Below are 22,987 nucleotides of genomic sequence, written 5' to 3' on the forward strand. Positions count from 1 at the left end.
ATCGACTTTGACGGTGCTCCAGGAATGGGTGCGCACCAGTTCGGTAAAGTAGTCTTTGAGCTGTTGCTCCGACAGGTGTTCAGGGCATTGATCAAAGAACTCGGTGATGCGGCGTACGGATCGGGAATAGACATCGATGGTGGTTTTGGCTTTTCCCTGACGGTGCAGAGCGTTAACATGGTGTTGGTACAGAGATTGGTAACGTTTTTTCTGTGCTGTGTTCATGGTAGTTCCTCCAGTCGTCGCACTCGGGAGTGAGTGCGTGGAGGAAGTATCGGAGAGAATTCAGGCGTGGGGCAGCTGCCGCGCAGCGGCTTCGTTCAACAAGTAAGTCAAGCTGACGCCTGGCGGCGCAGCTCACTTAGGCGTTACATTCACAAAGGATAAATAATGAAAGTTTTTAAAATTTTACTCTGTACCTTTATTTTTCTAAGCGTCAATTCACATGCAGAAGACACTATTAAAATTCAATTTGGGTCGGGAACCATGCTTGTAGAACTGCCTTTTTTTATGAAAAAGCCAAACTTGTCACAGAATGGATTTATGGCGTTAATCGACGATGAAGGCCTTTATAAATTAGAAATGTCCAAAATAGAAGTAGGAGACGATATGCCGGATGGATTTGGTATGTACGCCGTAAAGAAAATGGCTGAAGGGCGAGGCCTAGAAGTTAAAAATTTAGGTGACCGTATTCTTTTGCAAGAGCCTTTTGTACAGCACGGTCAAGGGAAAGAAGGTGTGCGTAATACTAACTTTAGTATCGGTTTAAATAAAAGTATCGTTACTATGACTTTAACCACTCCGCCTAATGAAATCATTCCAGAGGATATGGCCAGTAAAATTAACGCAGCCGTTAACTCAGCTATTACTACTGTTGCTGAGCTTTAAATGTAACAAGTGCCTCTTGTCTACCGCTGCGCGGTTGGGACAATTCTCACTTCGTTCAAATTGCCCGGATTAAAGGGGTCGGAGCCCTTTAATACTAATTGAAACTCCGTCCCGGGTGACGCTTTGCTCTACCCGGGCTACTGGCTAGTGCATATGCCGCTGCCGCGCCTGTGGCATGGGTTTGTAACGGCGGCCGAAGGGCAGCCTTATCAGCAGTAGCAGCAATTCGTACAAAATTGCCGCCAGCACCCCCGCTCCCAGGCCGCAGACAGCGGCGTTGGTATTCAAGGGCAGGTTGGGGGAATAATGGCTCCGGGTATCCGCCAGCAGCTGACGGTCGCCGTGCAGGGCAACAAACACCAACTGGCCCCAAAAATCCGTTTGCAAACTGTTGCTTTCCAGGCGAAACCGCTGCAAGCGCTGATGGCTATTGCGAATGGCGTCGGCACCCCACTGAAAGGAGGGGTTGTTCTCGGAATCGTAGAGGTCGATCAAGTCTTCGATTGAGCCGCCGTGAAACTCGTCTGCCGCTTCCTGATATTTGCCAAAATTGGCTTCCACTTCCACAAGGTGCGCATCCACCCGCTTGACGTACTGATCGACAAAATTGGGTACCTGCACCCCCAGCATAACCGCCGCCATAAAGACGATCATCGACAGGTAGTGATTGAGTTTGCTCATGGCTATTCCTTGCGCTATGTAAGGTTTTAATGCAATGGACGAGAAACCTCATCATAGCCGATAATACGCCGTTATTCAGAGCACCGGGTTCACACTGGAACACACATGCAGGAATTTGCCGTCATTCTTATCAGTACCATTCTGGTGAACAACTTTGTGCTGGTGCAGTTTCTCGGCCTGTGTCCGTTTATGGGGGTGTCCAACAAGCTGGAAAGCGCCATCGGTATGTCGGCAGCCACCACCTTTGTGCTCACCCTCGCCTCCATTGCCAGCTACCTGGTGAATGCGTTGTTGCTGGAGCCCTTGGGCATTGAATACCTGCGCACCATCGCCTTTATTATGGTGATTGCCGCCGTGGTGCAGTTCACCCGCCTGTTTATCGAAAAAACCAGTCCGCTTTTGTATCGCACTCTGGGGGTTTTTCTGCCTCTGATCACCACCAACTGCGCGGTGCTGGGTGTGGCGCTGCAGAACACCGTCAAGGTACACAACTTTTTCCAGTCCGCACTGTACGGCTTTGGCGCGGCGCTGGGCTTTTCCCTGGTATTGATTCTGTTTACCGCCATGCGCGAGAGGCTGGCGGTGGCGGATGTGCCCACGCCATTTAAAGGTGCGGCCATTGCCATGATTACCGCTGGTTTGATGTCGCTGGCGTTTATGGGTTTTGGGGGGTTGGTGTGAAGCATATTGCAGTTGGACGTTGGACGTTGGACGTTGGACGAATCGCCAAGCTCGCCTACGGAGCGGCTCGTCAAACGTGCGACGTGCGACGTGCGACGTGCGACCAAGGCTTTTGCTGATGGACAGACTCTACGATATCGTCGCCCAGGAGCCTCTACTGGCAGCACTGTACGCCCTGGTGGGGCTGGCGATTCTGTTCGGTGGCGTGCTCGGCTTTGCTGCGGTGCGTTACAAGGTGGACGGCGACCCCATTGTCGATCAGATCGACGAACTGTTGCCGCAAACCCAGTGCGGCCAGTGTGGGCACCCGGGCTGCCGTCCCTATGCCGAAGCCATTGCCAACGGCGAGGCCATCAACCACTGTCCTCCCGGTGGCCAGGACACCATCGACGCCCTCGCCAACCTGCTGGGGGTGGAATCCATTCCCCTGGATGCAGAGCACGGTGAAGAAAGCGAGGTGCCCACCGTGGCTTACATCCGCGAGGATGAATGCATCGGCTGCACCAAATGCATTCAGGCCTGCCCGGTAGACGCCATTCTCGGCGCCGCCAAACTGATGCACACCGTCATCGCCGATGAATGCACCGGCTGCGACCTCTGTGTGGAGCCCTGCCCGGTGGACTGCATCGACATGATTCCGGTAGCCACCACCATCGACACCTGGAGCTGGCAGCGCCCCGGCCTGATTGCCACCGACCGGCAGGGGGAGGTGGCACCATGAATAGCAAAACAGGGAACAGCATCCCCATCTACAACATCCCCGGCGGTATTCACCCGCCGGACAACAAACACCAATCCCTGCAGCGAGAGCTGGGGGCCCCACCCCTGCCCGACGAACTGGTGGTGCCGCTCAACCAGCACAGCGGCGCCCCGGCAAGCGCCATCGTCAAAGTGGGCGACAAAGTGCTCAAGGGCGAGAAAATTGCCGAGCCCTCGGGCAGTGTCAGCGCCGCCGTGCACGCACCCACATCCGGTACGGTAACCGCTGTCGGCCTGCACCCGGTGGCCCACCCCTCCGGCATGAGCGCCCCCTGCATCAGCATTGAAAGCGATGGCAAGGAGCAATGGTGCCAGCGCAACCCCGTGGACGATTTCACCAGCCAGTCGCCACAAACCCTGCTGGCCGCCATTCGCGATGCCGGTATTGCCGGGCTGGGCGGTGCCGGCTTTCCCAGCCACATCAAGCTGTCGGCGGCGGACAACGGCCAGACCATCGACACCCTGATCATCAACGCCACCGAATGCGAACCCTACATCACCGCCGACGACCAGTTGATGCGCAGCTACCCGCAGCAAATTGTCACTGGCATTCAGATACTGGCCCATATTCTCGGCCAGCCAACACGCATTTTGATTGGCATAGAAGACAACAAACCTCAAGCCTGCGCTGCCCTGCAACCCCACCTGCAGGGCACCGGTATACAGCTGGCCGAATTCCCCACCAAATACCCATCCGGTGGCGAAAAACAGCTGATACAAATACTCACCGGCAAGGAAATAACCAATGGCCGCCTGCCGGCGGACATGGGCATTGTCTGCCAGAACATTGGCACCGTGCACGCCATCTACCGGGCCATTGTCGAAGGCACCCCGCTGATCTCCCGCATTACCACAGTCACCGGCGATGCCTGCAGCGAGCCGCAAAACCTGGAAGTGTTGATCGGCACACCCATACAACATCTGCTGGCACACTGCGGCTATCGGCCACAACAGGGCCAACCGGTGGTGATGGGCGGCCCCATGATGGGCTTTGCCCTGCCCGAGCTCAGCGCCCCGGCCATTAAAACCACCAACTGCCTGCTGGCACCCAGTACCGCGGAAATGCCGCCGCAACCACCGGCGCAACCATGCATTCGCTGCGGCCTGTGCGCCGAAGCCTGCCCCGCCAGCCTGTTGCCGCAACAACTGCTTTGGTACGCCCAGTCCGGCAACCAGCAACGGCTGCAAGCCCACAACCTGTTTGACTGCATAGAATGCGGTGCCTGCGCCTACGTGTGCCCCAGCCATATTCCCCTGGTGCAACACTACCGCGCTGCCAAGGCGGAGTTGCGCCAGGGGGCGCGAGACAGAATCAAAGCCGACCGCGCCCGAGAGCGCTTTGAATACAACAAACAACGCAAACAGCAGGCGCAAGCGGAAAAAGCCGCCAAGCGCGAAGCCCGCCGCATCGCCGCTGAACAGGCCAAGGCCACACTGACACAGACACAGGCCCAACAACCCGCAGCTGGCCAGGCCAGCGATGTGGTGCAGGCGGCGCTGCAACAGGTAGCGGCAAAGCAGGCGTCACCGGGCCAGCAAAAAGCCAAACTGGAACGCAGCGTCAACAGTGCCGCAAACCGCTTGCAACGGCTGGAGAAAAAGCTGGCGGATGGTCAGGCTGACAGCAGCGATACACCACTGACCGACGAACAAATCAGTGGCTACCAGGCACAAATTGAAAGCGCCCGCCTGAAACTGACCGAGGCGCAGCAAAGGCTGGATCAATTCAACAGCGAACAACAGCCGGACCTGGAGGGCAAAGTCACCGCCAAAGTGTTGGCGTCACCCAAACAAACAGCGGATAACAAAATAGCGTCGCTGCAAAAACGCCTGGCGGGTATTGAGGAAAAACTGGCCGCCTGCGACGACAAGGATTTGCGTCAGGCTCTGGAAAACAGCGCCAGCAAATTCCGCAGCAAATTGCAGGATGCCCAACAGCAAGCCGCCACGCTGACATCCCATAGCGACAGCGACAAACCGGTGACCGACCCGGCGACAGTCGCCGCCACCCGTCAGGCGTTGGCCGCCAGCAAAAACAAAACGCCGCTGACGCCACAGCAGCAGGTGGAACGCCTGCAGCAACGCATTGACAAAGCCGAGCAGCGCCTGGCCAAACTCAGCGACCCAATACAGATAGACGCCCTGCACACTTCCCTGGCCAATCTGAAACAAAAACTGATCGACGCTCAACAGGCCGCGGAAAAATGATGCACGCCTCACAACAACCGGGGTCATCCCCCCATACACACACCGGCCGCAGCACAACCCGGGTGATGCAACTGGTGCTGCTGGCCACCCTGCCGGGCACTGCGGCACTGGTATGGCATTTTGGCTGGGGCGTATTGATCAATGTGCTGCTGGCCAGCGCCACCGCCATTGCCAGCGAAGCGGCCATATTGACAATACGCCGCAAGCCTGTGGGCTTCTACCTGAAGGATTGCAGCGCCTTGGTCACTGCGGTTCTGCTGGCGCTGGCGTTGCCACCACTGGCCCCCTGGTGGCTGGTTATCACCGGTACCCTGTTTGCCATCGTTATCGCCAAACAACTGTACGGTGGCCTGGGTTACAACCCGTTTAACCCCGCCATGGTGGGTTATGTGGTGTTACTGATTTCCTTTCCGGTGGAGATGACCCGCTGGCTTGCCCCGGCAGCGATTCTGCCAGCAGACACGGAGTTACCCGGGCTGATGCACAGCCTGTCGCTGGTGTTCACCAGTACTCCGGTGGTGGATGGCATGAGCGGCGCCACCCCGCTGGACCTGTTCAAGCACAACAGCGGTCAACTGGTGGAACAATTCTACGAAAGCCAGCCGCTGTTCCACCAAGGGCGCTGGGCCGGTGTGGGCTGGGAATGGGTCAACCTGGGCTTTCTGGCCGGTGGCATTTTTCTGTTGTGGCAGCGCATTTTTACCTGGCATGCACCACTGGCCATGCTCGCCACTCTGTTATTGCTGTCGCTGATTTTCCACGATGGCGGCAGTTCACACAGCCTGGGCTCCCCGGCGTTGCATCTGCTCAGTGGCGCCACCATGTTGGGTGCGTTTTTTATTGTCACCGACCCGGTAACATCCGCCACCAGTAACATGGGGCGCCTGGTTTACGGCGTTCTGGTCGGCCTGCTGGTGTATGTAATTCGCGCCTGGGGCAACTACCCGGACGCGGTGGCATTCGGGGTATTGCTGGCCAACTTTGCCGCGCCCTTTATTGACTATTACACCCTGCCGCGCAGCTATGGCCACCAGCGCCGCCGCCGGGCCACCGAGCAGCAGGAGTAAAGCCGTGTTTACCGAACGGGTTTCGATTCGTAACAACAGCCTGATTCTTGGCGCGGTGGCCCTGATTACCGGCACACTGTTGGCCACCACCTACACCGCCACCAAAGACAACATTGCCCTGGCTCAACGCCAGGCGGAACAGAAAGCACTGCTGGAAATTCTGCCCCTGGATCAGCACAGCAACGACCTGCTGATGGATGTGGTGCCGATACCGGAACAGCACCGGGAATTGCTGGGGCTGCAACAGGGTGGCCGCATTCACATCGGCCGCGACGCCACCGGCAATGTCACCACTGTGATTTTCCCCACCGTGGCAGCGGACGGCTATAGCGGTGCCATCAAACTGATTGTGGGCATTCATGTGGATGGCACCATCGCCGGTGTGCGCATTACCGAACACCGGGAAACACCGGGTCTGGGTGACAAGGTAGAACTGAAAAAAAGCGACTGGGTACTGGGCTTTAACGGCAAATCCCTGTTTCAGCAGGGCATCGGCGCCTGGGCGGTGAAAAAAGACGGCGGCGAATTCGACCAGTTTACCGGTGCTACCATTACGCCTCGGGCGGTGGTTAACCAGATCAGGCAAGCGCTTTATTACTTTGAGCAGGACAAAGAGCGCTTATTGGAACAGGCCGGGCGGTCTACCGATGGTGCAAAATGAATCGGGTATTGCACTACTGTCATTCTGAGTGCAGCGAAGAATCTGCTTGTTTGTTCAAATCCTGAGATCCTTCGCTACGCTCAGGATGACAATAAAACTTAAGGCAATCAAAACACAAAACGTAAAACATGAGCGAAACACACAAAAACAGTTACCGCAGATTGGTCGTAGACGGCCTGTGGAAAAACAACCCGGCACTGGTACAGCTGCTGGGGCTGTGCCCGCTATTGGCAGTAACCGGCTCGGTGGTCAACGCCCTGGGGTTGGGGCTGGCCACACTGTTGGTGCTGGTGGGCTCCAATGTGGTTGTGTCACTGGTGCGCCGCCAGGTATCCGATGCCGTGCGCCTGCCCGCTTTTGTAATGATTATCGCCACCTTCACCACCTGCACCGAACTGCTGATGAAAGCCTACACGTTCGAGCTGTACACCGTGCTGGGCATTTTTATTCCGCTGATTGTTACCAACTGCGCCATTCTCGGCCGCGCCGAAGCCTTTGCCAGCAAAAATGGCGTATGGCCGGCGGCGCTGGACGGCCTGATGATGGGCTGCGGTTTTGCCCTGGTACTGCTGGCCATTGGCGCGGTGCGGGAACTGCTGGGCAGCGGCACCCTGTTTGCCGACATGCAACTTTTATTCGGCCCCGCTGCCGAAAGCTGGGCTATTCGTATTCTGCCCCAGGACTACAACTTCCTGGTGGCCATCCTGCCGCCGGGGGCGTTCCTGGTGACCGGACTGTTGATCGCTTTAAAAAACAGCATCGACCACCACAACGAAAAACGCGCCGCTGCCAATAAAGACCCTATAGTGGCCGGCAGTAAACGCATCAGAACCACGGAGGTGACAGACCTGTGAAAAAAACCACCACCATCGCCCTGCTCAGCACTGCTCTGCTAGTGGCCTGCACCGACAAAACCACCATGAACGACAACCTGACAAAACCCTCTACGGGCCACCCCCCTGTTGCAAAAAAAGTCCCCCATGAGATGACCATCCATGGTGATACACGCATAGACAACTATTACTGGATGCGCGACGACCAGCGCAAAGACCCGCAAATGCTCGCCCACCTGGAAGCGGAAAACGCTTATGTGGAAGCGATGATGGCCCACACCACCGGCCTGCAGGAAACCCTGTACAACGACATGGTCAGCCGTATCGACAAGGACGATTCCTCAGTGCCCGTAAGAACCAACGGTTACTGGTACACCCGGGAATTTAATGGCGATAACGACTATCCCATCTACAGCCGCCGCAAAGACACAGCGGATGCACCACGGGAGGTGCTGTTGGACATCAACCAGTTGGCCGCAGAGCACGCCTACTTCAGCCTGGGCAGATACTCAGTCAGTCCGGACAACACCACTCTGGCCTATTCCTCCGACACCCTCAGTCGGCGCATTTACGACATCCAGTTCAAAAACCTGAAAACCGGCGAGCTGCTGGCAGACACCCTCACCGGCACCGATGGCTCGATGGTTTGGGCCAACGACAACAAAACCATTTTCTACATCAAAAAAGACCCGGTCACCCTGCTGGGCTACCAGGTGTACCGCCACACCCTGGGCACCCCCCAATCCGACGATGTGCTGATGTATGAAGAAACCAACAACGAACTGTACATAGGTATTTCCAAATCCAAAGACGGCAGCACCCTGTACATTTACCAGGATGGCACCAATGAAGAAGCCATGCTGGTACTGGATGCCAACACACCGCAGGGCGAGTTCAAGCACTTTCACCCCATGGAAGAAAACCTCAAATACAGCGTGCAGAAAAATGGCGAATGGTACTACGTGCACACCAACTGGAACGCGAAAAACTACCGGCTGATGAAGGTGCACCAAAGCAACACCGCCGACAAAAGCCAATGGCAGGATGTGGTTGGCCACAATGCGGACGTTTACCTGCAAGCGGTGGAATTGTTTACAGAGCACGCGGTACTGAGCCGGAAAGTCCGTGGCCAGACCGAGCTGAGCATTTTGGAACTGGGCAGTGGCAACAGCCGCCCGATAGCGTTTGACGAATCCCTTTACGTGGCAGGATTTGGTGCCAACCCGGAACTGAACAGCGACACCGTGCGGGTAACCTATACTTCAATGACCACTCCCGGCAGCACTTACGACATCCGCCTGACAGACGGTGAAAAATCCCTGAAAAAGCAACAAAAAGTGCTCGGTGATTTCGACCCGAGTGATTACGACGCGGAACGACTTTTTGTCACCGCACGGGATGGCACCGAAGTGCCAGTCAGTCTGGTGTACAAAAAGTCCCTGTTTAAAAAAGATGGCAGCAACCCCCTTTGGCAATACGCCTATGGGTCTTACGGCTCCACCATCGAACCAGAGTTTCGCGCCTCGCGCCTGCCCCTGCTGGATCGCGGCTTTGTGTACGCCATTGCCCACATTCGCGGCGGCAAAATGCTTGGCCAACAATGGTACGAGCAGGGCCGCATGTTTGAGAAAATAAACACCTTTACGGATTTTATCGACGTTACCAAAGCACTGGTTGAACAGGGCTACGGCCACAAAGACAAAGTTATTGCCCAGGGCGCCAGCGCCGGCGGCTTGCTGATGGGCGCGGTGGCCAACATGGACGGCATGCTGTATCAAGGTATGCACGCCGGGGTCCCATTTGTGGACGTAGTCACTACCATGCTGGACGAAAGTATCCCCCTTACCACCAACGAATACGGCGAATGGGGCAACCCCAACAACAAAGACAGCTACGACTATATGCTGTCCTATTCCCCCTACGACCAGGTGAAAGCGCAGGACTACCCCAATATGCTCATTACCACCGGCCTGCACGATTCACAGGTGCAATATTTCGAGCCGATGAAATGGGTAGCCAAACTGCGGGAATTAAAAACCGACAACAACCGCCTGCTGTTTAAAACCGACCTGGAAGCGGGCCACGGCGGTGCATCCGGGCGCTTTAAAAGACTGCACGAAACGGCGCTGGTTTACGGGTTTATGTTTGATTTACTGGGGATTGAGAAGTAATCCCACATGTCATTCTGAGCGTAGCGAAGAATCTCGTTATTTAAACAACCATGAGATCCTTCGCTACGCTCAGGATGACGGATACTACTCCTTAAAAAAGTCGACCAATATAGCTTTCCCGAATTCAAATGAACAAATCATCGCTTCTTGAGAATCTGGCGGCAGTGATTTTTGGCAGCGTTCACATTCCGATTTCATTTTTAGCATCAGAGCTTTCTCTCAAGGCCGGGGCTGCCCATAAATATCCATGCCGGGCCAATCAATAAAAAAGCCAGATCGGTAAAAAACGAAGGGCGCTTCCCCTCAACATGGTGGCCGATAAACTGGGCAACCCAGGCAATGACAAATACCGCCAGCGCCAGTTGCCACAACCACCCCAGAGAAGCATCAATCAACGCGCACAACCCCCAGCACAACAGGGTAAACAACAGCATACGCGCCAACACCGGCCTGGATAATTTCCCGTAAAACGCCAGTGCCGGGATCACAACAATAAATGCCAGACTGATACCAAATACCGACACCGACCACAGCAACGCGGTAATCGACCAATAAATAGCGGGCACCGCAATATTGTGGATGCGCTTATTGGTGGGGTGCTGATGGCTTTCCGCGTATTGCTCAAACCATTGTTGTTGAGTTTTCAAAACCACCTCTCTTGATTTTCTGTCATTCTGAGCGAAGCGAGGAATCTCGGAATCGTGTTCAGCCTTGAGATCCTTCGCTACGCTCAGGATGACATGCAACGAATATGTTAGCCCGCAATGCTTACACCTCTTCCTCTTCTCCATCGATAATAAAACCGATGCGGCGGCGAAATTCTTCCTTCTCTACCTTTTCCACATAACACAGCAACTGCACGCTGGACTGGTGAGACAGCAGCATGCAAGGGCTGCCGTTGATGGTACCTTCGATGCGAATGCCGTGAAAGCTCTCCTGGGCCAGCCTCAGTACGTTAATCTGAATACCGCCATTGAGCACCGCCAGAATTGCCGGCTGCTGGTCTTGAGGTAACTGGTTGCGCCACTGAATCACCGTATCTGCCAGGCGGCGCATTAATACACCGGCGGAGCGGTAATCGTTGCTGACTTCTTCTTCACTGGGCGCGGGGGCAATGCTGGTGTGAGGCAACGGCACATTGGCAATAGTGGGCACGCATACCATGCCCATGGACTCTACTGCAGCGCGCATGGCTTCGCGGTTGGCCTGCTCCAGGGTTTTGTCGTGCTCGCTCATAATCACTTCCACTCTACGGTTTCGGCCCATGGTACCACCACCGCCACCATGCTTATCAAGCACAACCGAGGTAGCAGGGAAACAACCCGGGCTACTGTCAAACGTACTCATCAATATGTGGAGTACCGCCATTATCATTCTTGTCATCGGGTGGCGGTTTGGGCTTTTTGTGCTGCGGGGGTGGTTCGCGACGGCGGCGGTCGCCATCTTTAATTACCGGTTTGGATGGACGAATGCCCGGTGCGGAAGGAATGGATACTCGGTCGATCATGGGGCCTCCTAAGCGGTGGCGTTACCCCTGTGTCCACTCCCCCATGCGGGAGCGCAAACGGGTCAGCGCCTGGCTGTGGATCTGGCACACCCGGGATTCGCTCACTCCCAGTACTTCGCCGATTTCTCTCAGGTTTAATTCTTCATCGTAGTACAGCGACATCACCAGCTTTTCCCGCTCCGGCAATTGCCCGATGGCATCCGCCAGTGATTCTTTAAAACCGCTATTTTGCAGGTGTTGCAGTGGCGAAGCTTCGTCCACTGCCAGATCGGTGCCCAGGGGCTGATCATCAAATCCGGTCACCCGGCAGGAGGCGGTGTCGCGCAACATGCCGTGGTATTCATCGATAGCGATACCCATATGGCTGGCTATTTCGGTATCGCTGGCACTGCGACCCTGCTGACCTTCCACCTCGCGGGTAGCGGTAGCCAGTTGGCGCGCCTTGCGCTGCACCGAGCGCGGCGTCCAGTCGGAGCGGCGCAACTCGTCCAGCATGGCGCCGCGAATGCGGATGCTGGCATAGGTTTGAAAACTGGCTCCCTGGGATGCAGCGTAGTTTTTGGCCGCTTCCAGCAAACCCATCATGCCCACCTGGATCAGATCATTGACATCCACTTCCGCCGGCATGCGCGCCATCAGGTGATGGGCAATACGCCTCACCAGGGGCAGGTGTTGCTGCAACAGTTCTTCTTGCTGTTGTTTACAGTGATCGCTGTAGGCGGCCGCTCCGCTCATCCGTGGCCCTCGCTGTTGCCACCGAGGTAATCATTGGCGTACAGCAGGCGCTCTACAAAAAACTCCAGCTTGCCACTGGCGGCATCGGGCATGGGCCAGTTGTTCACCTGCTCAGCCACCCGGTGAAAGGCGCGGCTGGCCTTGCTGCGGGGCGCGGATTCCACCACCGCCACTTGCCGCTGTACCGATTTGCGCAACTGTTCATCAAAGGGCACTGCCCCCAAATAAAGCAGGTTTACATCCAGAAAACGCTCTGCCACCCGGCTGATTTTTGAAAACAGTTGCTCGCCCTGCACTTTGTCTTTGACCATATTGGCAAGAATGTGAAAGCGCTCTACCCCGTGGTCGCGACTTAACACTTTGATCAGCGCGTAGGCATCGGTAATGGAGGTGGGCTCGTCGCACACCACCACTAGCACCTCCTGGGCGGCCTTGCAGAAGCTCACCACGCTGTCGCTAATACCTGCGGCGGTATCTACCAGTAACACATCCACCGGCAGGGCCAACTCGCTGAAGGCGCGAATCAGCCCCACGTGTTCGGCGTTACTGAGTTCCGCCATGCGGCTGACGCCAGAGGCAGCGGGCACAATTTTAATGCCCCGAGGCCCCTCGATAATGACTTCCTCCAGCGTGCGCTCACCGGAAATCACATGGCGCAGGTCGTAATTGGCGTGCAGCCCCAGCAGCACATCCACATTGGCGAGGCCCAGGTCGGCGTCCATCAGCATCACCTGATTGCCCAGCTCCGCAAAGCAGGCCGCCAGGTTGACCGAGACATTGGTTTTACCCACACCGCCCTTGGCACCAGTAACGGCAATGACCTTGACCGGCCCCTGGCGACTCATGGAACGCAGGCCGCTGGCTTGGTCCCTTTTTTCAGGGGATGAGTCTTCAGGGTTTTGATTTTCATGCGACTCCAGCATTCACTGCCTGGCCTCCCACCGGGTTATTGTGGCTGTTATAACCTTGATCGAACGGCTGTTGCCACTCGCCAACGTCCATATCACAGGTTTCCATCAACTGTTGAGCATCTTTCACCATTGTAGCGGCGCGGGCAAGCTGAATATCTTCCGGCACCCGCTGGCCATTACCCACATAGGCCGCGGGCAGGCGGTGGCGCACCAGGGCAGAGAGCACCGGCCCCAGGCTGGCGGTTTCGTCCACCTTGGTGACAATGGCGCCGGCCAGGTTGGGCACCCCAAATTTGCGCACCACTTCGTCGAGAATCGGCAACTGCGAGGTGGCCGACAGAGTCAGGTATATCTGCATATCCGGCGCCGCCCCCTGCAGGGTTTTAAACTGCTTCATCAGCTCCATGTCCCGCTGACCCATGCCGGCGGTGTCGATCATCACCAGGCGGCGGTCGGCAAACTCGGCGATGGCCTCGCTGAGTTCATCGCGGTTGGTGGCCAGGCGCACCGGTACACCGAGGATACGACCAAAAGTATAAATCTGCTCCTGGCCACCAATGCGGTAGCAGTCGGTGGTAATCAGCGCCACCTGCTGACGGCCATGTTTCAGGGCAAAGCGCGCCGCCAGTTTTGCAACCGATGTGGTTTTACCCACACCTGTAGGCCCCACCAGGGCCACACAGCCACCGTTGTTAATGATCTGGTTGCCACTTTCCTGAAGGCGTGCACTGAGGCGCGTCATCGAAGCCGACCAACAGTTTTCCACACCGCTGTCCAGTGGTGCCTTGTCTGCCAGCTGCATGCTCAGTTCGCGACCCAGACCAAGGCCCATCAAGCGGTTCAGCAACGTCATACGCACCGCAGACAGATCTGCAGTGACATTTTTTGAGCCCCTGGCAGCCGCTTTGACCGGGGAGCGCTCAGGCATTGCCACGGATTTTTGTTGTTTTGGGCTGATGCCTTTTTCCACCATATCCCGCAGCTGGGTGAGCTCGCGGCGCATTTCGTTGTAGCCGTCCTGTTTCGGCTCCACCGGCGGCGCAGGCTCAGGCTGCGGCATAACACCCGCCAAAGAGCCATCATTGAGGCGCGCCTGCAACAGTTGCTCGTCGTAGTCGGTGGCGGCCACCACTTCCACACCACCGTCTACCCGCTGGCTGGACAATATCACCGCATCACCGCCCATGGCCTCGCGCACTTCGCGCATGGCCTGGCGGCTGTCTCTGGCTTTAAAACGCTGAATCTTCATAACTACCTCACCGTTTTCTCTTGATTGAAATTCAAACTTTTTGCTATCTGTCATTCTGAGCGAAGCGAAGAATCTCTTTATTGGTCACTGCGAGACCCTTCGCTACGCTCAGGATGACAAAAACCTACCCCGCCAGCGCCATGGATTCCCGGCCTACCGATGCCATCACCTTGACGCGCTTGTTGGCGGGAATTTCATCGTAGGCCAGCACATGCAGGCTGGGGGCGTTGCCCCGCAGCAGCCGCGACAACCACAGGCGCAAGGGCGACGACACCAGCAGCACTGGCTCCTGCCCGGCCGCTTCCTGGCGGCGGGAGTTGGCGTTGATCTGTCGCATCATGGACTCCGCCAACCCCGGCTCGATACCGCCACCGCCGTTTTGCAGGCTGTTTTGCAGCATCTGTTCCAGTTCCGGGTCGAAGGTCATAACCTGCAATTCGGCGTCCATACCGGCAATACCCTGGAAGATGGTGCGCCCCAGAGCCACCCGTACACTGGCGGTGAGGGCATCGGCCTCCTGGGTGCGCGAGGCATGCTCTGCCAGTGATTCGGCAATGGAGCGCACATCGCGAATGGGGATGCCTTCGTGCAGCAGGTTCTGCATCACCTTCAGCACCACCCCCAGGGACAGGGTTTTCGGCACCAGGTTTTCCACCAGCTTGGGGGAGCTTTTAGCGAGCACATCCATCAACTGCTGTACTTCGTCGTGGCCCAGCAGGTCGCAGGCGTTGTCTTTAAGCAATTGACTCAAGTGAGTGGCCACCACGGTGCTGCAATCCACCACGGTGTAGCCCATGGTCTGGGCTTCGTCCCGTTGCGAGGGTTCAATCCACACCGCCTGCAAACCAAACGCCGGGTCTTCGCCGGGAATGCCGTTGAGCTCGCCGAACACCTGGCCAGGGTTAATGGCCAGCTCCTTGCCCGGGTACACCTCCGACTCCCCCACCGGCACATCCTGCAAGGTGATGCGGTAAGCGCTGGGGCTTAAATCCAGGTTGTCGCGAATGTGTACCGGCTGCACCAGAAAGCCCAGTTCCTGAGACAACTTTTTACGAATGCCCTTGATGCGCGACAACAGCTCGCCACCCTGGGCTTTGTCCACCAGAGAGATCAGCCGGTAGCCCACTTCCAGGCCAATCATGTCCACCGGCTGCACGTCGTCCCAGCTCAATTCGCGGGCTTCCGGCGCCGGTTCTTCCGGGCGCGGCTGTTGGCTTTCGTCCACCAGCTCCACTTTTTTGCGCTGGTTCAGCCAATAAGCCAAACCCGCCAGGCCCGCACCGATAGAGAGGAACACCAGGTTAGGCATGCCTGGCACCAGGCCGAGAATCAACACCACGCCGGCACTCACCGCCAGCGCTTTGGGGTTGCCAAACAGTTGCGACATCATCTGCTGGCCCATGTCCTGACTGGACGACACCCGGGTAACAATAATGGCCGCCGCCGTGGACAACAGCAGCGAGGGAATCTGCGCCACCAGGCCATCACCAATGGTCAACAGCACGTAGTTGTGGCCCGCCTGCTCAAAGCTCAAATTGTGTTGCGCCACACCGACGGAAAGGCCGCCGATAATGTTGATCAGCAGAATCAGAATGCCCGCCACCGCATCGCCGCGCACAAACTTGCTGGCACCGTCCATGGCCCCGTAGAAGTCGGCTTCCTGGGACACTTCTTCCCGGCGCAGGCGGGCTTCGTCGGCATTGATAATGCCGGCGTTAAGGTCGGCGTCGATGGCCATTTGCTTGCCGGGCATGGCGTCCAGAGTGAAGCGGGCATTCACTTCAGATATGCGCCCGGCACCTTTGGTAACCACCACAAAGTTGATGATCACCAGAATGGCAAACACCACAAAACCCACGGCGTAGTTGCCGCCAATAACAAACTCGCCGAAGGCCTCAATCACCTCACCGGCAGCGCCGGTACCGGTGTGACCGTTGATCAACACCACCCGGGTGGAGGCCACATTCAGCCCCAGGCGCAATAACGTAGCTACCAGCAAAACCGTGGGGAAAACCGCAAATTCCAGCGGCCGCTTGGTGTAAATGGACGCCAACAGAACGATCAGCGACAGGGCGATATTAAAGGTAAACAGCAAATCCAGCAGCGGCGCCGGCAGGGGCAACACCATCATGGACAGCATCACCATCAGCAGCACCGGCGTGCCGAGGCCCAGCACACTGAAACGTCCCGCCTTCAAACTGCCCAACAACTCCTGCATTCGCCAACTGCTCCCAGACGCTTACTGTAAACGAAAGTTTTTTGGCGCTTTTGCGCCCTGCAGGTGGGTTGAGCAATTATTGGGCCAAATTTGTGCATCAGACAAAATGGCCGTATTTATCTATAATGGCCGAACAATCCTTTAATTCTTGTCAAAAATGGCCGTAAATATACAAAAAGATGAGATATTGGCCATTATTCAATCGAATAATGGTTCAGCGTCACTGCCCGAAATACGCGCGCGCCTTGGTGATCCCATTGCAGAACGCACCTTGCGCCGCTGGCTGGGCAAGTGGATAGCCGATGGCTCGCTCACCCGCTCGGGCAACCGACGCTCAACACGTTACCACCTCCCCTCGCCCAAACCTGTAACGCTCGCTTTTCTTGAAGGCTTGTCCGCGTCAAAAAAAACCGCTGTGTTAAATCAATTACGCGATCTTTGGACACACACATCAACGGCGGTTGAAGGCAACACCTTAACCCTGGGCGATACGCATTTTGTACTGGAACAGGGCTTAACCATTTCGGGTAAGCCGTTAAAAGATCACCAGGAGGTGATTGGGCACGCTCAGGCTATTGCCCTGATTTACAAGTCGCTGCATAGCCCGCTTACCGAACAAATGATTTTTGACTTGCATCGCGCCGTTCAGACCGAACGAATTTCTGATATCTACAAACCTTATGGCACCTGGAAAAATGAAGCTAACGGCACTTATGTAGTGAATAAAAACAACCAGCAGATTTATATTGAATACGCTCTGCCCAAATACGTGCCTGCACTAATGAGTGAGTTTATCTATTTAATAAACCGGGTTGATCACAGCAAACTGACGATTGAAAATGCCGCAAACACCTATGCAAAGTTCCACGCGGCATTTGTACACATTCACCCCTTCTGGGATGGCAACGGCCGCCTCGCCAGGCTTATTGCCAATATACCGTTACTAAAGGCCGGTCTTCCGCCCATCGTAATTCCCCAGGAAAAAAGGCAAGACTACATTCAACTGTTAGCCGAATACGAAGTTGCATCGGGTCAGCTTGACGACCACACCGGAATTTGGCCCAGCCCGGAGCGGCTTATGGAATTCAAGCAGTTTTGCTCGGGCTGTTATTATCTGACCAAGGAAATTGTGGAGAGCTATTAACCCACCGGCTTCGACCACTCCCCCTCCGGCACAGGCAGGTCCGTGGGCATTTCCGGCTCTTGACCGTCCACCATATTGTTCAGTTGATACACATAGGCCAGCACCTGGGCCACGGCCAGGTAGAGGTCGGCGGGGATTTCCTGGTTGAGTTCGGTGGTGGCGTACAGGGCGCGGGCCAGGGGTGGAGCGGAGAACAGGGTGATGTTGTTGCTTTCCGCCACCTGGCGGATGCGGGCGGCTACGTGGTCGCAGCCTTTGGCCACCACGATCGGCGCACCACCGGCATTGTCGTCGTATTTCAGGGCTACGGCGAAGTGGGTGGGGTTGGTGATGATGACATCCGCTTTGGGCACTTCTTCCATCATGCGCCGTTGCGACATTTCCCGTTGCAACTGCCGCACCCGGCCCTTCACTTCCGGGCGGCCCTCGCTCTCTTTCAGTTCGTCCTTGATTTCCTGTTTGGTCATTTTCAGTTGTTTGTTGTGCTGGAACAGCTGGAACGGTACGTCGATGGCGGCAATTAAAATCAACGCTGCGCTGACCGCCACAAACGCCCAGCCGCAAAGTTGCGCGGCGTGAGCCAGAGAAGCGGGCAATTCTTCCACCCCCAATGCCAGCAGGCTGTCGAGCATGTTCCACAACAGCACTGTGGCCACTCCCCCCACCACCAGAAATTTGGCCACTGCCTTGAGCAATTCCACCAGGCTTTTGACAGAGAACATCCGCTTTATGCCCTTGAGGGGATTGATTTTTTCCAGCTTGAAGGCCACCGCTTTCATGCTGAAGGCAAAACCGCCCACAAACAACGGCCCGGCAAAAGCGGCGACAATCAGCAGTACAAATAACGGCGACATCAGCCCAAGAGCGCTCATAAAACTGTCGGCAAAGGTGGCCGCCATCATTGCCGGTTCGCGAATCTGTTTTGGGTCCAGTGTCAAATTGTCACTGACCAGCAACGCCAGTTTGGACAGCATGGTGCCACCGAGAAACAGCAGCCCGATGGCCCCCGCCAGCATGGAAAGCATGGTGTTGAGTTCGCGGGAGCGAGCCACCTGGCCCTTCTTGCGAGCCTCCCGCAGCCGTTTGGGGGTTGGCTGTTCGGTTTTTTCCTGGCCGCTTTCGTGTTCAGACATGACAAACCCCTGTGGGGTTTGACGTTGGACGTTGGACGTTGGACGAGTAGCGTTTGGCGGCCTCTACCAGCGGCGCCACTTTTTCGTCCAACATCAAACGTCGAACGTCCAGCAATTCAAGGTACATTCGCCGCCTCCATTGCCAACATATCCTGAAGATTGACGAAGGCATCCGCAAACAAACTCACCAGTTGCGGCAGCAGCGCGGGCAGGCTGAACAGCAACAGTACAAACCCCGCCAGCAGTGTGACCGGAAATCCCACCGCAAAAATATTCAGTTGCGGCGCGGCGCGGGTCATTACGCCAAAGGCCAGGTTCACCAGCAGCAGCGACACCATTACCGGCACCGCCATCAACACGCTGCCCACAAACATAAAGCTGCCCCAGGACACCACCTGCCAGATAAAGTCCGACGACAGGGCCGCACCACCCACCGGCAACAAATAAAAACTCTGCACCAGGGTTTCAATCATCACCAGGTGGCCATCCAAAGCCAGAAAAACCAGTGTCGTCACCACCATATAAAACTGGCTGAGCACCGGCACCTGCACGCCGTTTTGCGGGTCCAGCGCCGAGGCAAAACCCAGCCCCATACTCATGGCGATATTTTGCCCGGCCATGACTACGGCACCGAACACCATCTGCAAAATAAAACCCATGGAGGCGCCAATCAGCACTTGCTGAACAGTAATCAAAATGCCTGCTGGCGACAGCGGATCAACGGCGGGGGCCGCTGGCAAAAACGGGAAAAGCATCCAGGCAATCACCAGGGTCGCCAACACGCGGATGCGCACAGGTATGGTACGCGACCCCAACACCGGCGTTGCCAGCATCATGGCGCCGAGGCGAACAAACGGCCAGAACAGGCTGCCTACCCAGGTGAAAATTTGTGTGCTGGTCAGTTCCATGAGCAAAACGCTGGTCGCACGTCGCACGTCTGACGTCGCACGCCAAGGGCCCATTCTGCAAGGAGGCGAGTACTTTTTTTGGAAAGGCAGTTATCTGAAAAATCGGAATTTGGCTGGGCACAAGCTACAGCGTGCTTGGTTTTAGCGTGTGACGTGCGACGTGCGACGTGCGGCCTCACCCGATCAACTCCGGTATATCCATAAACAGGTTTTCCGTAAACGACACCCAGATTTCCAGCATCCAGGGGCCGGCGATAGCCAGAGCTACGGCCAGGGCGATGAGTTTGGGAATAAAGCTCAGGGTCATTTCCTGAATCTGGGTGGCGGCCTGGAGAATACCGATCAGCAGGCCGATGCCCAGGGCTGAAAGCAGTAGCGGTGCCGAGATCATCACCGTCAGGTAAAGGGCGCTGCGGGCCAGGTCCATTACGGATTCGGGGGTCACTGACAACACCTCCACAAGAGCACGTCATTGCGAGTGCAGCGAAGCAATCTCATGACACTTACTGCCTCGTCAACGAGATTGCTTCGTTGCCTGCGGCGCCTCGCAATGACGAATAAACGAGCAATGACGGGAAATTTGAAAGTCATGTATAAAAACTCGATGCCAGTGTGCCAATAATCAGCGACCAGCCATCCACCAGCACAAACAGCATAATTTTGAACGGCAGGGAGATCAGAATGGGCGACAGCATCATCATGCCCATGGACATCAACACACTGGCCACCACAAGGTCGATCACCAAAAACGGGATAAAAATCATAAAGCCGATTTGAAATGCCGTTTTTAATTCACTGATCACAAAGGCGGGCAGCAGCACACTGAACGGTGCATCCTCCGGTTTTTCCAGGTCGTCAATACCCGCCATTTCCGCAAACATGGACAGGTCGCTTTCCCGCGTCTGGTTCAGCATAAAATCCCGCAGCGGCACACTGGCCGCCTGCACCGCTTCGGTGAACGGCATCTGGTCTTCCATGTAAGGTTTTAGCCCGGCGTCGTAGGCGCGTTCGAACACCGGCGACATAATAAATATGCTGGTAAACAGTGCCAGCCCCACCAGGATTTGGTTGGATGGCGTGGTGGTGGTACCCAGCGCCTGACGCAGTATGGACAGCACCACAATAATGCGGGTAAAGGAGGTCATGGTAATCAGCGCTGTGGGCAACAGGCTGAGCACCGTCATAATCAGCAGAATCTGAATGGGCGTGCTGTAGGTTTCGCCGCCCTCGCCGTCCGGTTTTATGGTCAGCAGCTCAAGGCCCTGTTCGGCGCTGGCAAATAACGACAGGGCGAACAGTGCCAAAGCCAGCAGAGTGCGACCAAGCAACCCGGCCTTCACGACTGGCCGCCTTTGCCCAAATGACTGAGAAGGGTGCCAAAGTTCACACCGGACGCCCTGGCCTGCTCCACTTCCACCACTGGCGCATCAAACACATGGAGCGTTGCCACCCGCCCGGTGGAAACCCCCAGCAGCATTTGCGTTTCGCCCACTTGCACCAACACCGCTCGCTCTCGGGCACCCAGGCTCATGGCCCCCAACACCTGCATATGGTTGGCGCTGCCACCGGGCAGGCGATTAAAGCGCTTTACCAGCCAGGCCAGCGCCGCAAACGCCGCCAATACCACCAGCAAGCTGAGGATCAGTTGCATGACATAGCTACCATCGGAGGACTTGTTATTGCCGGCTAACGAGCGTGGGCGTTCGGCTTGGATGACTTCCGATTGAGCGTTGACAGCGGTTTCAACAACACTATCATCCGCCTGGACTTGAACAGCAACCAAAAACAAAAGAATAACTGTCATTGCGAAGGAGCGAAGCGACTGCGGCAATCTTCTGTCGGGCACTCCGAAATCAGCAAATTGCCTCGCCGCCTTTCTTTCAAAGAAAGCCTCCTCGCAATGACGGTTAGGACAGATGGAACAAACCACAATCACTGCATCGACTGAAAGCGGCTGGCGGGAGACACCACATCGGTGAGCCGCACACCGAATTTGTCGTTGACCACAACCACTTCACCACGGGCTACCAGAGTGCCATTAATCAGCACATCCAGCGGTTCACCCACCAGGCGATCCAGCTCCACCACAGAGCCGGGGTTGTACTGCATCAGGTCGCTGACCGGCACCTGAGTGCGACCAATTTCCACCGTGACCTTAACGGGAATATCGAGAATCGCCGCCAGATTGACGTCCCCCCCCGCTGCCCCAGAAGGTTCTGACGACAGCGTGGAAACATCTTCCGGTTGATAGGCCTGAGCTTCACCCGCTGGCGGCGGGTTGGCATCGGCAGGGGCAGCAGGCTTGGAGGCTGGCTTGTTGTCACCGCCCTCCTGGGCCAGTACATCTGGATTGCCGTCCACTTTATCGTTCATGGGGTCCCCAATGATCAGATCAGTTTTTTTGCAGAATAAAGTCGGTCAAATACACTTCTTCAACGCCACCGCCCTCACCGGCGCGGATAATTTCCTGCACCTTGCCCTTGATGGCCACCCGCAGCGCTTCCTGCCCATCAGTGGTGGAAAGCTGCTCAAAACTGGAGCCGCGCAGCAGTGACAACACCTCGTGCAGAATGGCCGCCTTGTTGTGGCTTACCTTGTCTATTTGCGCCTGGTCGAAGGACATCACCGAGGCTTTCATGCGCACAAAACCGTAGTCTTGCAGGTTGGAGATAAACTCCTGGCCCAGGTCGTAATAGATGGGCTCCGGCAACGCTTCGGCGGGCTGTTCTTCCGCGGCCTCCTGTTCCACTGATTGTTCAGTGGCTACGTCTTCACCCTCTGCGACGGGTTCGGATTTGGGCACCATAAACCAGGCGGCACCCGCGCCCAGTGCCAGGGCCACAACCGCCACAATAATGATCAGCTTCAAGTTTCCGCCGCCGCCTTTTTCCTGCCCATCTGCGGGGGCTTCCCCCAGGTCCAGGTCGGGGTTTGCATCTGCCATTTAAGTGCTCCTTAAAAAATGCCTTTTTGCGTTATCACCGTTGATCGTTTATCCGTTTATCTGCCCAGCAATTGTTATGCCAGAGAAAATTCTTCTTTTATTTCAATCTACTAGAAAATCAAATAGACGGACTGTCGAAGTTTTGACGGGCTGTGGTTGCTGTAAAAAAGCCCTGCCGACAGAAAGTCGGCAGGGCTACGTTAGCGCGGAGTTGGAGATGAATCTGGGAATTGAGTCCTGTTTTGGAGAGGCTGCGAGCAGATCGAGCGGGGTTGTCATTCTGTAGCCA

At 56.3% G+C, this 22,987-nt stretch carries 27 protein-coding genes; 9 read left to right on the forward strand and 18 right to left on the reverse strand.

Annotation, left to right across the window (positions count from 1 at the left end; all coding sequences use genetic code 11):
• Positions 1 to 225, reverse strand: a 225-nt coding sequence (locus tag ACVBEJ_RS10090; protein WP_447129504.1) for a phage integrase N-terminal SAM-like domain-containing protein, incomplete at its 3' end; no start/stop codon positions are given.
• A 165-nt stretch (positions 226 to 390) separates the two neighbouring features.
• Between ACVBEJ_RS10090 and ACVBEJ_RS10095 the strand changes: the two genes are divergently transcribed.
• A complete protein-coding gene (locus ACVBEJ_RS10095) occupies positions 391 to 888 on the forward strand; it encodes a hypothetical protein (protein ID WP_447129505.1) in 498 nt (165 codons plus the stop codon).
• Between the two features lie 144 nt (positions 889 to 1,032).
• Here the strand turns inward: ACVBEJ_RS10095 and ACVBEJ_RS10100 are convergent, their stop codons facing one another.
• The gene (locus tag ACVBEJ_RS10100) at positions 1,033 to 1,569 is read right to left on the reverse strand and encodes a DUF2937 family protein (protein ID WP_447129506.1); all 537 of its coding nucleotides are present in this window, start codon (positions 1,567 to 1,569) and stop codon (positions 1,033 to 1,035) included.
• Positions 1,570 to 1,674: 105 nt separating this feature from the next.
• Here ACVBEJ_RS10100 and rsxA point away from each other — a divergent pair, with 105 nt between their 5' ends.
• From rsxA to ACVBEJ_RS10135, 7 genes are all read left to right on the forward strand, one after another.
• Positions 1,675 to 2,250: an electron transport complex subunit RsxA gene (gene rsxA, locus ACVBEJ_RS10105; RefSeq protein ID WP_447129507.1), complete on the forward strand. Its 576-nt coding sequence runs from the start codon at positions 1,675 to 1,677 to the stop codon at positions 2,248 to 2,250.
• A gap of 118 nt (positions 2,251 to 2,368) precedes the next feature.
• Positions 2,369 to 2,971, forward strand: coding sequence for an electron transport complex subunit RsxB (gene rsxB, locus ACVBEJ_RS10110; protein WP_447129508.1), 603 nt, complete (start codon positions 2,369 to 2,371; stop codon positions 2,969 to 2,971).
• Complete coding sequence (rsxC, locus tag ACVBEJ_RS10115) at positions 2,968 to 5,217, forward strand: electron transport complex subunit RsxC (RefSeq protein ID WP_447129509.1); 2,250 nt, start codon at positions 2,968 to 2,970, stop codon at positions 5,215 to 5,217. The genes rsxB and rsxC overlap by 4 nt, the downstream gene beginning before the upstream one ends.
• Positions 5,217 to 6,284 carry an electron transport complex subunit RsxD gene (rsxD, locus tag ACVBEJ_RS10120; RefSeq protein ID WP_447129510.1) on the forward strand — a complete coding sequence of 356 codons (1,068 nt, stop codon included), beginning with the start codon at positions 5,217 to 5,219 and terminating at the stop codon, positions 6,282 to 6,284. Before rsxC ends, rsxD begins: the two co-directional genes overlap by 1 nt.
• Before the next feature lie 4 nt (positions 6,285 to 6,288).
• A complete protein-coding gene (rsxG, locus tag ACVBEJ_RS10125) occupies positions 6,289 to 6,945 on the forward strand; it encodes an electron transport complex subunit RsxG (protein WP_447129511.1) in 657 nt (218 codons plus the stop codon).
• A gap of 128 nt (positions 6,946 to 7,073) precedes the next feature.
• The gene (locus ACVBEJ_RS10130) at positions 7,074 to 7,799 is read left to right on the forward strand and encodes an electron transport complex subunit E (protein ID WP_447129512.1); all 726 of its coding nucleotides are present in this window, start codon (positions 7,074 to 7,076) and stop codon (positions 7,797 to 7,799) included.
• On the forward strand, positions 7,796 to 9,949 hold the full coding sequence (locus ACVBEJ_RS10135) for a S9 family peptidase (protein WP_447129513.1): 2,154 nt from the start codon (positions 7,796 to 7,798) through the stop codon (positions 9,947 to 9,949). The genes ACVBEJ_RS10130 and ACVBEJ_RS10135 overlap by 4 nt, the downstream gene beginning before the upstream one ends.
• 84 nt (positions 9,950 to 10,033) lie before the next feature.
• On the opposite strand, the gene ACVBEJ_RS10140 is transcribed toward ACVBEJ_RS10135, so the two are convergent.
• The 8 genes from ACVBEJ_RS10140 to flhA all read right to left on the reverse strand — a co-directional run bounded on the left by ACVBEJ_RS10140 (position 10,034) and on the right by flhA (position 16,569).
• Positions 10,034 to 10,156 carry a DUF1272 domain-containing protein gene (locus ACVBEJ_RS10140; protein ID WP_447129514.1) on the reverse strand — a complete coding sequence of 41 codons (123 nt, stop codon included), beginning with the start codon at positions 10,154 to 10,156 and terminating at the stop codon, positions 10,034 to 10,036.
• Positions 10,156 to 10,596, reverse strand: coding sequence for an Mpo1 family 2-hydroxy fatty acid dioxygenase (locus ACVBEJ_RS10145; protein WP_447129515.1), 441 nt, complete (start codon positions 10,594 to 10,596; stop codon positions 10,156 to 10,158). The genes ACVBEJ_RS10140 and ACVBEJ_RS10145 overlap by 1 nt, the downstream gene beginning before the upstream one ends.
• A gap of 121 nt (positions 10,597 to 10,717) precedes the next feature.
• The gene (locus tag ACVBEJ_RS10150) at positions 10,718 to 11,215 is read right to left on the reverse strand and encodes a hypothetical protein (protein WP_447129516.1); all 498 of its coding nucleotides are present in this window, start codon (positions 11,213 to 11,215) and stop codon (positions 10,718 to 10,720) included.
• Between the two features lie 67 nt (positions 11,216 to 11,282).
• Positions 11,283 to 11,456: a hypothetical protein gene (locus ACVBEJ_RS10155; protein ID WP_447129517.1), complete on the reverse strand. Its 174-nt coding sequence runs from the start codon at positions 11,454 to 11,456 to the stop codon at positions 11,283 to 11,285.
• 21 nt (positions 11,457 to 11,477) lie between these two features.
• Positions 11,478 to 12,191 (reverse strand): RNA polymerase sigma factor FliA, encoded by a 714-nt coding sequence (locus tag ACVBEJ_RS10160; RefSeq protein ID WP_447129518.1) that lies wholly within the window; start codon positions 12,189 to 12,191, stop codon positions 11,478 to 11,480.
• Positions 12,188 to 13,036 (reverse strand): MinD/ParA family protein, encoded by an 849-nt coding sequence (locus tag ACVBEJ_RS10165; RefSeq protein ID WP_447129638.1) that lies wholly within the window; start codon positions 13,034 to 13,036, stop codon positions 12,188 to 12,190. The genes ACVBEJ_RS10160 and ACVBEJ_RS10165 overlap by 4 nt, the downstream gene beginning before the upstream one ends.
• Before the next feature lie 61 nt (positions 13,037 to 13,097).
• Positions 13,098 to 14,351 (reverse strand): flagellar biosynthesis protein FlhF, encoded by a 1,254-nt coding sequence (gene flhF, locus ACVBEJ_RS10170; RefSeq protein WP_447129519.1) that lies wholly within the window; start codon positions 14,349 to 14,351, stop codon positions 13,098 to 13,100.
• A gap of 124 nt (positions 14,352 to 14,475) precedes the next feature.
• Positions 14,476 to 16,569 (reverse strand): flagellar biosynthesis protein FlhA, encoded by a 2,094-nt coding sequence (gene flhA / locus ACVBEJ_RS10175; protein WP_447129520.1) that lies wholly within the window; start codon positions 16,567 to 16,569, stop codon positions 14,476 to 14,478.
• A 187-nt stretch (positions 16,570 to 16,756) separates the two neighbouring features.
• On the opposite strand from flhA, the gene ACVBEJ_RS10180 reads away from it, so the two are divergent.
• Positions 16,757 to 17,713, forward strand: coding sequence for a Fic family protein (locus tag ACVBEJ_RS10180; protein WP_447129521.1), 957 nt, complete (start codon positions 16,757 to 16,759; stop codon positions 17,711 to 17,713).
• Here the strand turns inward: ACVBEJ_RS10180 and flhB are convergent.
• From flhB to ACVBEJ_RS10220, 8 genes are all read right to left on the reverse strand, one after another.
• Complete coding sequence (gene flhB, locus ACVBEJ_RS10185; protein ID WP_447129522.1) at positions 17,710 to 18,846, reverse strand: flagellar biosynthesis protein FlhB; 1,137 nt, start codon at positions 18,844 to 18,846, stop codon at positions 17,710 to 17,712. The genes ACVBEJ_RS10180 and flhB overlap by 4 nt on opposite strands.
• Positions 18,839 to 18,973, reverse strand: coding sequence for a hypothetical protein (locus ACVBEJ_RS10190; RefSeq protein WP_447129523.1), 135 nt, complete (start codon positions 18,971 to 18,973; stop codon positions 18,839 to 18,841). The genes flhB and ACVBEJ_RS10190 overlap by 8 nt, the downstream gene beginning before the upstream one ends.
• Positions 18,963 to 19,754 (reverse strand): flagellar biosynthetic protein FliR, encoded by a 792-nt coding sequence (gene fliR, locus ACVBEJ_RS10195; RefSeq protein ID WP_447129524.1) that lies wholly within the window; start codon positions 19,752 to 19,754, stop codon positions 18,963 to 18,965. Before fliR ends, ACVBEJ_RS10190 begins: the two co-directional genes overlap by 11 nt.
• Positions 19,755 to 19,929: 175 nt before the next feature.
• Positions 19,930 to 20,199, reverse strand: coding sequence for a flagellar biosynthesis protein FliQ (gene fliQ, locus ACVBEJ_RS10200; protein ID WP_447129525.1), 270 nt, complete (start codon positions 20,197 to 20,199; stop codon positions 19,930 to 19,932).
• A gap of 142 nt (positions 20,200 to 20,341) precedes the next feature.
• Entirely contained in the window at positions 20,342 to 21,067 is a 726-nt protein-coding gene (gene fliP / locus ACVBEJ_RS10205; protein ID WP_447129639.1) for a flagellar type III secretion system pore protein FliP, read from the reverse strand.
• Positions 21,068 to 21,090: 23 nt separating this feature from the next.
• Positions 21,091 to 21,405, reverse strand: a complete 315-nt coding sequence (gene fliO, locus ACVBEJ_RS10210; protein WP_447129526.1) for a flagellar biosynthetic protein FliO — start codon at positions 21,403 to 21,405, stop codon at positions 21,091 to 21,093.
• A gap of 281 nt (positions 21,406 to 21,686) precedes the next feature.
• Positions 21,687 to 22,127: a flagellar motor switch protein FliN gene (fliN, locus tag ACVBEJ_RS10215; RefSeq protein WP_447129527.1), complete on the reverse strand. Its 441-nt coding sequence runs from the start codon at positions 22,125 to 22,127 to the stop codon at positions 21,687 to 21,689.
• A gap of 19 nt (positions 22,128 to 22,146) precedes the next feature.
• Positions 22,147 to 22,698 (reverse strand): flagellar basal body-associated FliL family protein, encoded by a 552-nt coding sequence (locus ACVBEJ_RS10220; RefSeq protein WP_447129528.1) that lies wholly within the window; start codon positions 22,696 to 22,698, stop codon positions 22,147 to 22,149.
• Positions 22,699 to 22,987: the final 289 nt, after the last annotated feature.

Source organism: Porticoccus sp. GXU_MW_L64, from assembly GCF_052983295.1.

Excerpts from the sequence above, each read along its gene's own strand:
- ACVBEJ_RS10220 (WP_447129528.1), bottom strand. The coding sequence starts at position 22,698 with ATGGCAGATGCAAACCCCGACCTGGACCTGGGGGAAGCCCCCGCAGAT.
- ACVBEJ_RS10130 (WP_447129512.1), top strand. The coding sequence starts at position 7,074 with ATGAGCGAAACACACAAAAACAGTTACCGCAGATTGGTCGTAGACGGC.
- rsxD (WP_447129510.1), top strand. The coding sequence starts at position 5,217 with ATGCACGCCTCACAACAACCGGGGTCATCCCCCCATACACACACCGGC.
- ACVBEJ_RS10160 (WP_447129518.1), bottom strand. The coding sequence starts at position 12,191 with ATGAGCGGAGCGGCCGCCTACAGCGATCACTGTAAACAACAGCAAGAA.
- ACVBEJ_RS10150 (WP_447129516.1), bottom strand. The coding sequence starts at position 11,215 with ATGGGCCGAAACCGTAGAGTGGAAGTGATTATGAGCGAGCACGACAAA.
- rsxB (WP_447129508.1), top strand. The coding sequence starts at position 2,369 with ATGGACAGACTCTACGATATCGTCGCCCAGGAGCCTCTACTGGCAGCA.
- ACVBEJ_RS10100 (WP_447129506.1), bottom strand. The coding sequence starts at position 1,569 with ATGAGCAAACTCAATCACTACCTGTCGATGATCGTCTTTATGGCGGCG.
- flhB (WP_447129522.1), bottom strand. The coding sequence starts at position 18,846 with ATGTCTGAACACGAAAGCGGCCAGGAAAAAACCGAACAGCCAACCCCC.
- flhF (WP_447129519.1), bottom strand. The coding sequence starts at position 14,351 with ATGAAGATTCAGCGTTTTAAAGCCAGAGACAGCCGCCAGGCCATGCGC.
- fliR (WP_447129524.1), bottom strand. The coding sequence starts at position 19,754 with ATGGAACTGACCAGCACACAAATTTTCACCTGGGTAGGCAGCCTGTTC.
- ACVBEJ_RS10155 (WP_447129517.1), bottom strand. The coding sequence starts at position 11,456 with ATGATCGACCGAGTATCCATTCCTTCCGCACCGGGCATTCGTCCATCC.
- rsxC (WP_447129509.1), top strand. The coding sequence starts at position 2,968 with ATGAATAGCAAAACAGGGAACAGCATCCCCATCTACAACATCCCCGGC.
- ACVBEJ_RS10165 (WP_447129638.1), bottom strand. The coding sequence starts at position 13,036 with ATGAGTCGCCAGGGGCCGGTCAAGGTCATTGCCGTTACTGGTGCCAAG.
- ACVBEJ_RS10190 (WP_447129523.1), bottom strand. The coding sequence starts at position 18,973 with ATGTACCTTGAATTGCTGGACGTTCGACGTTTGATGTTGGACGAAAAA.
- ACVBEJ_RS10140 (WP_447129514.1), bottom strand. The coding sequence starts at position 10,156 with ATGCTAAAAATGAAATCGGAATGTGAACGCTGCCAAAAATCACTGCCG.
- flhA (WP_447129520.1), bottom strand. The coding sequence starts at position 16,569 with ATGCAGGAGTTGTTGGGCAGTTTGAAGGCGGGACGTTTCAGTGTGCTG.
- fliO (WP_447129526.1), bottom strand. The coding sequence starts at position 21,405 with ATGCAACTGATCCTCAGCTTGCTGGTGGTATTGGCGGCGTTTGCGGCG.
- ACVBEJ_RS10095 (WP_447129505.1), top strand. The coding sequence starts at position 391 with ATGAAAGTTTTTAAAATTTTACTCTGTACCTTTATTTTTCTAAGCGTC.
- fliN (WP_447129527.1), bottom strand. The coding sequence starts at position 22,127 with ATGAACGATAAAGTGGACGGCAATCCAGATGTACTGGCCCAGGAGGGC.
- rsxA (WP_447129507.1), top strand. The coding sequence starts at position 1,675 with ATGCAGGAATTTGCCGTCATTCTTATCAGTACCATTCTGGTGAACAAC.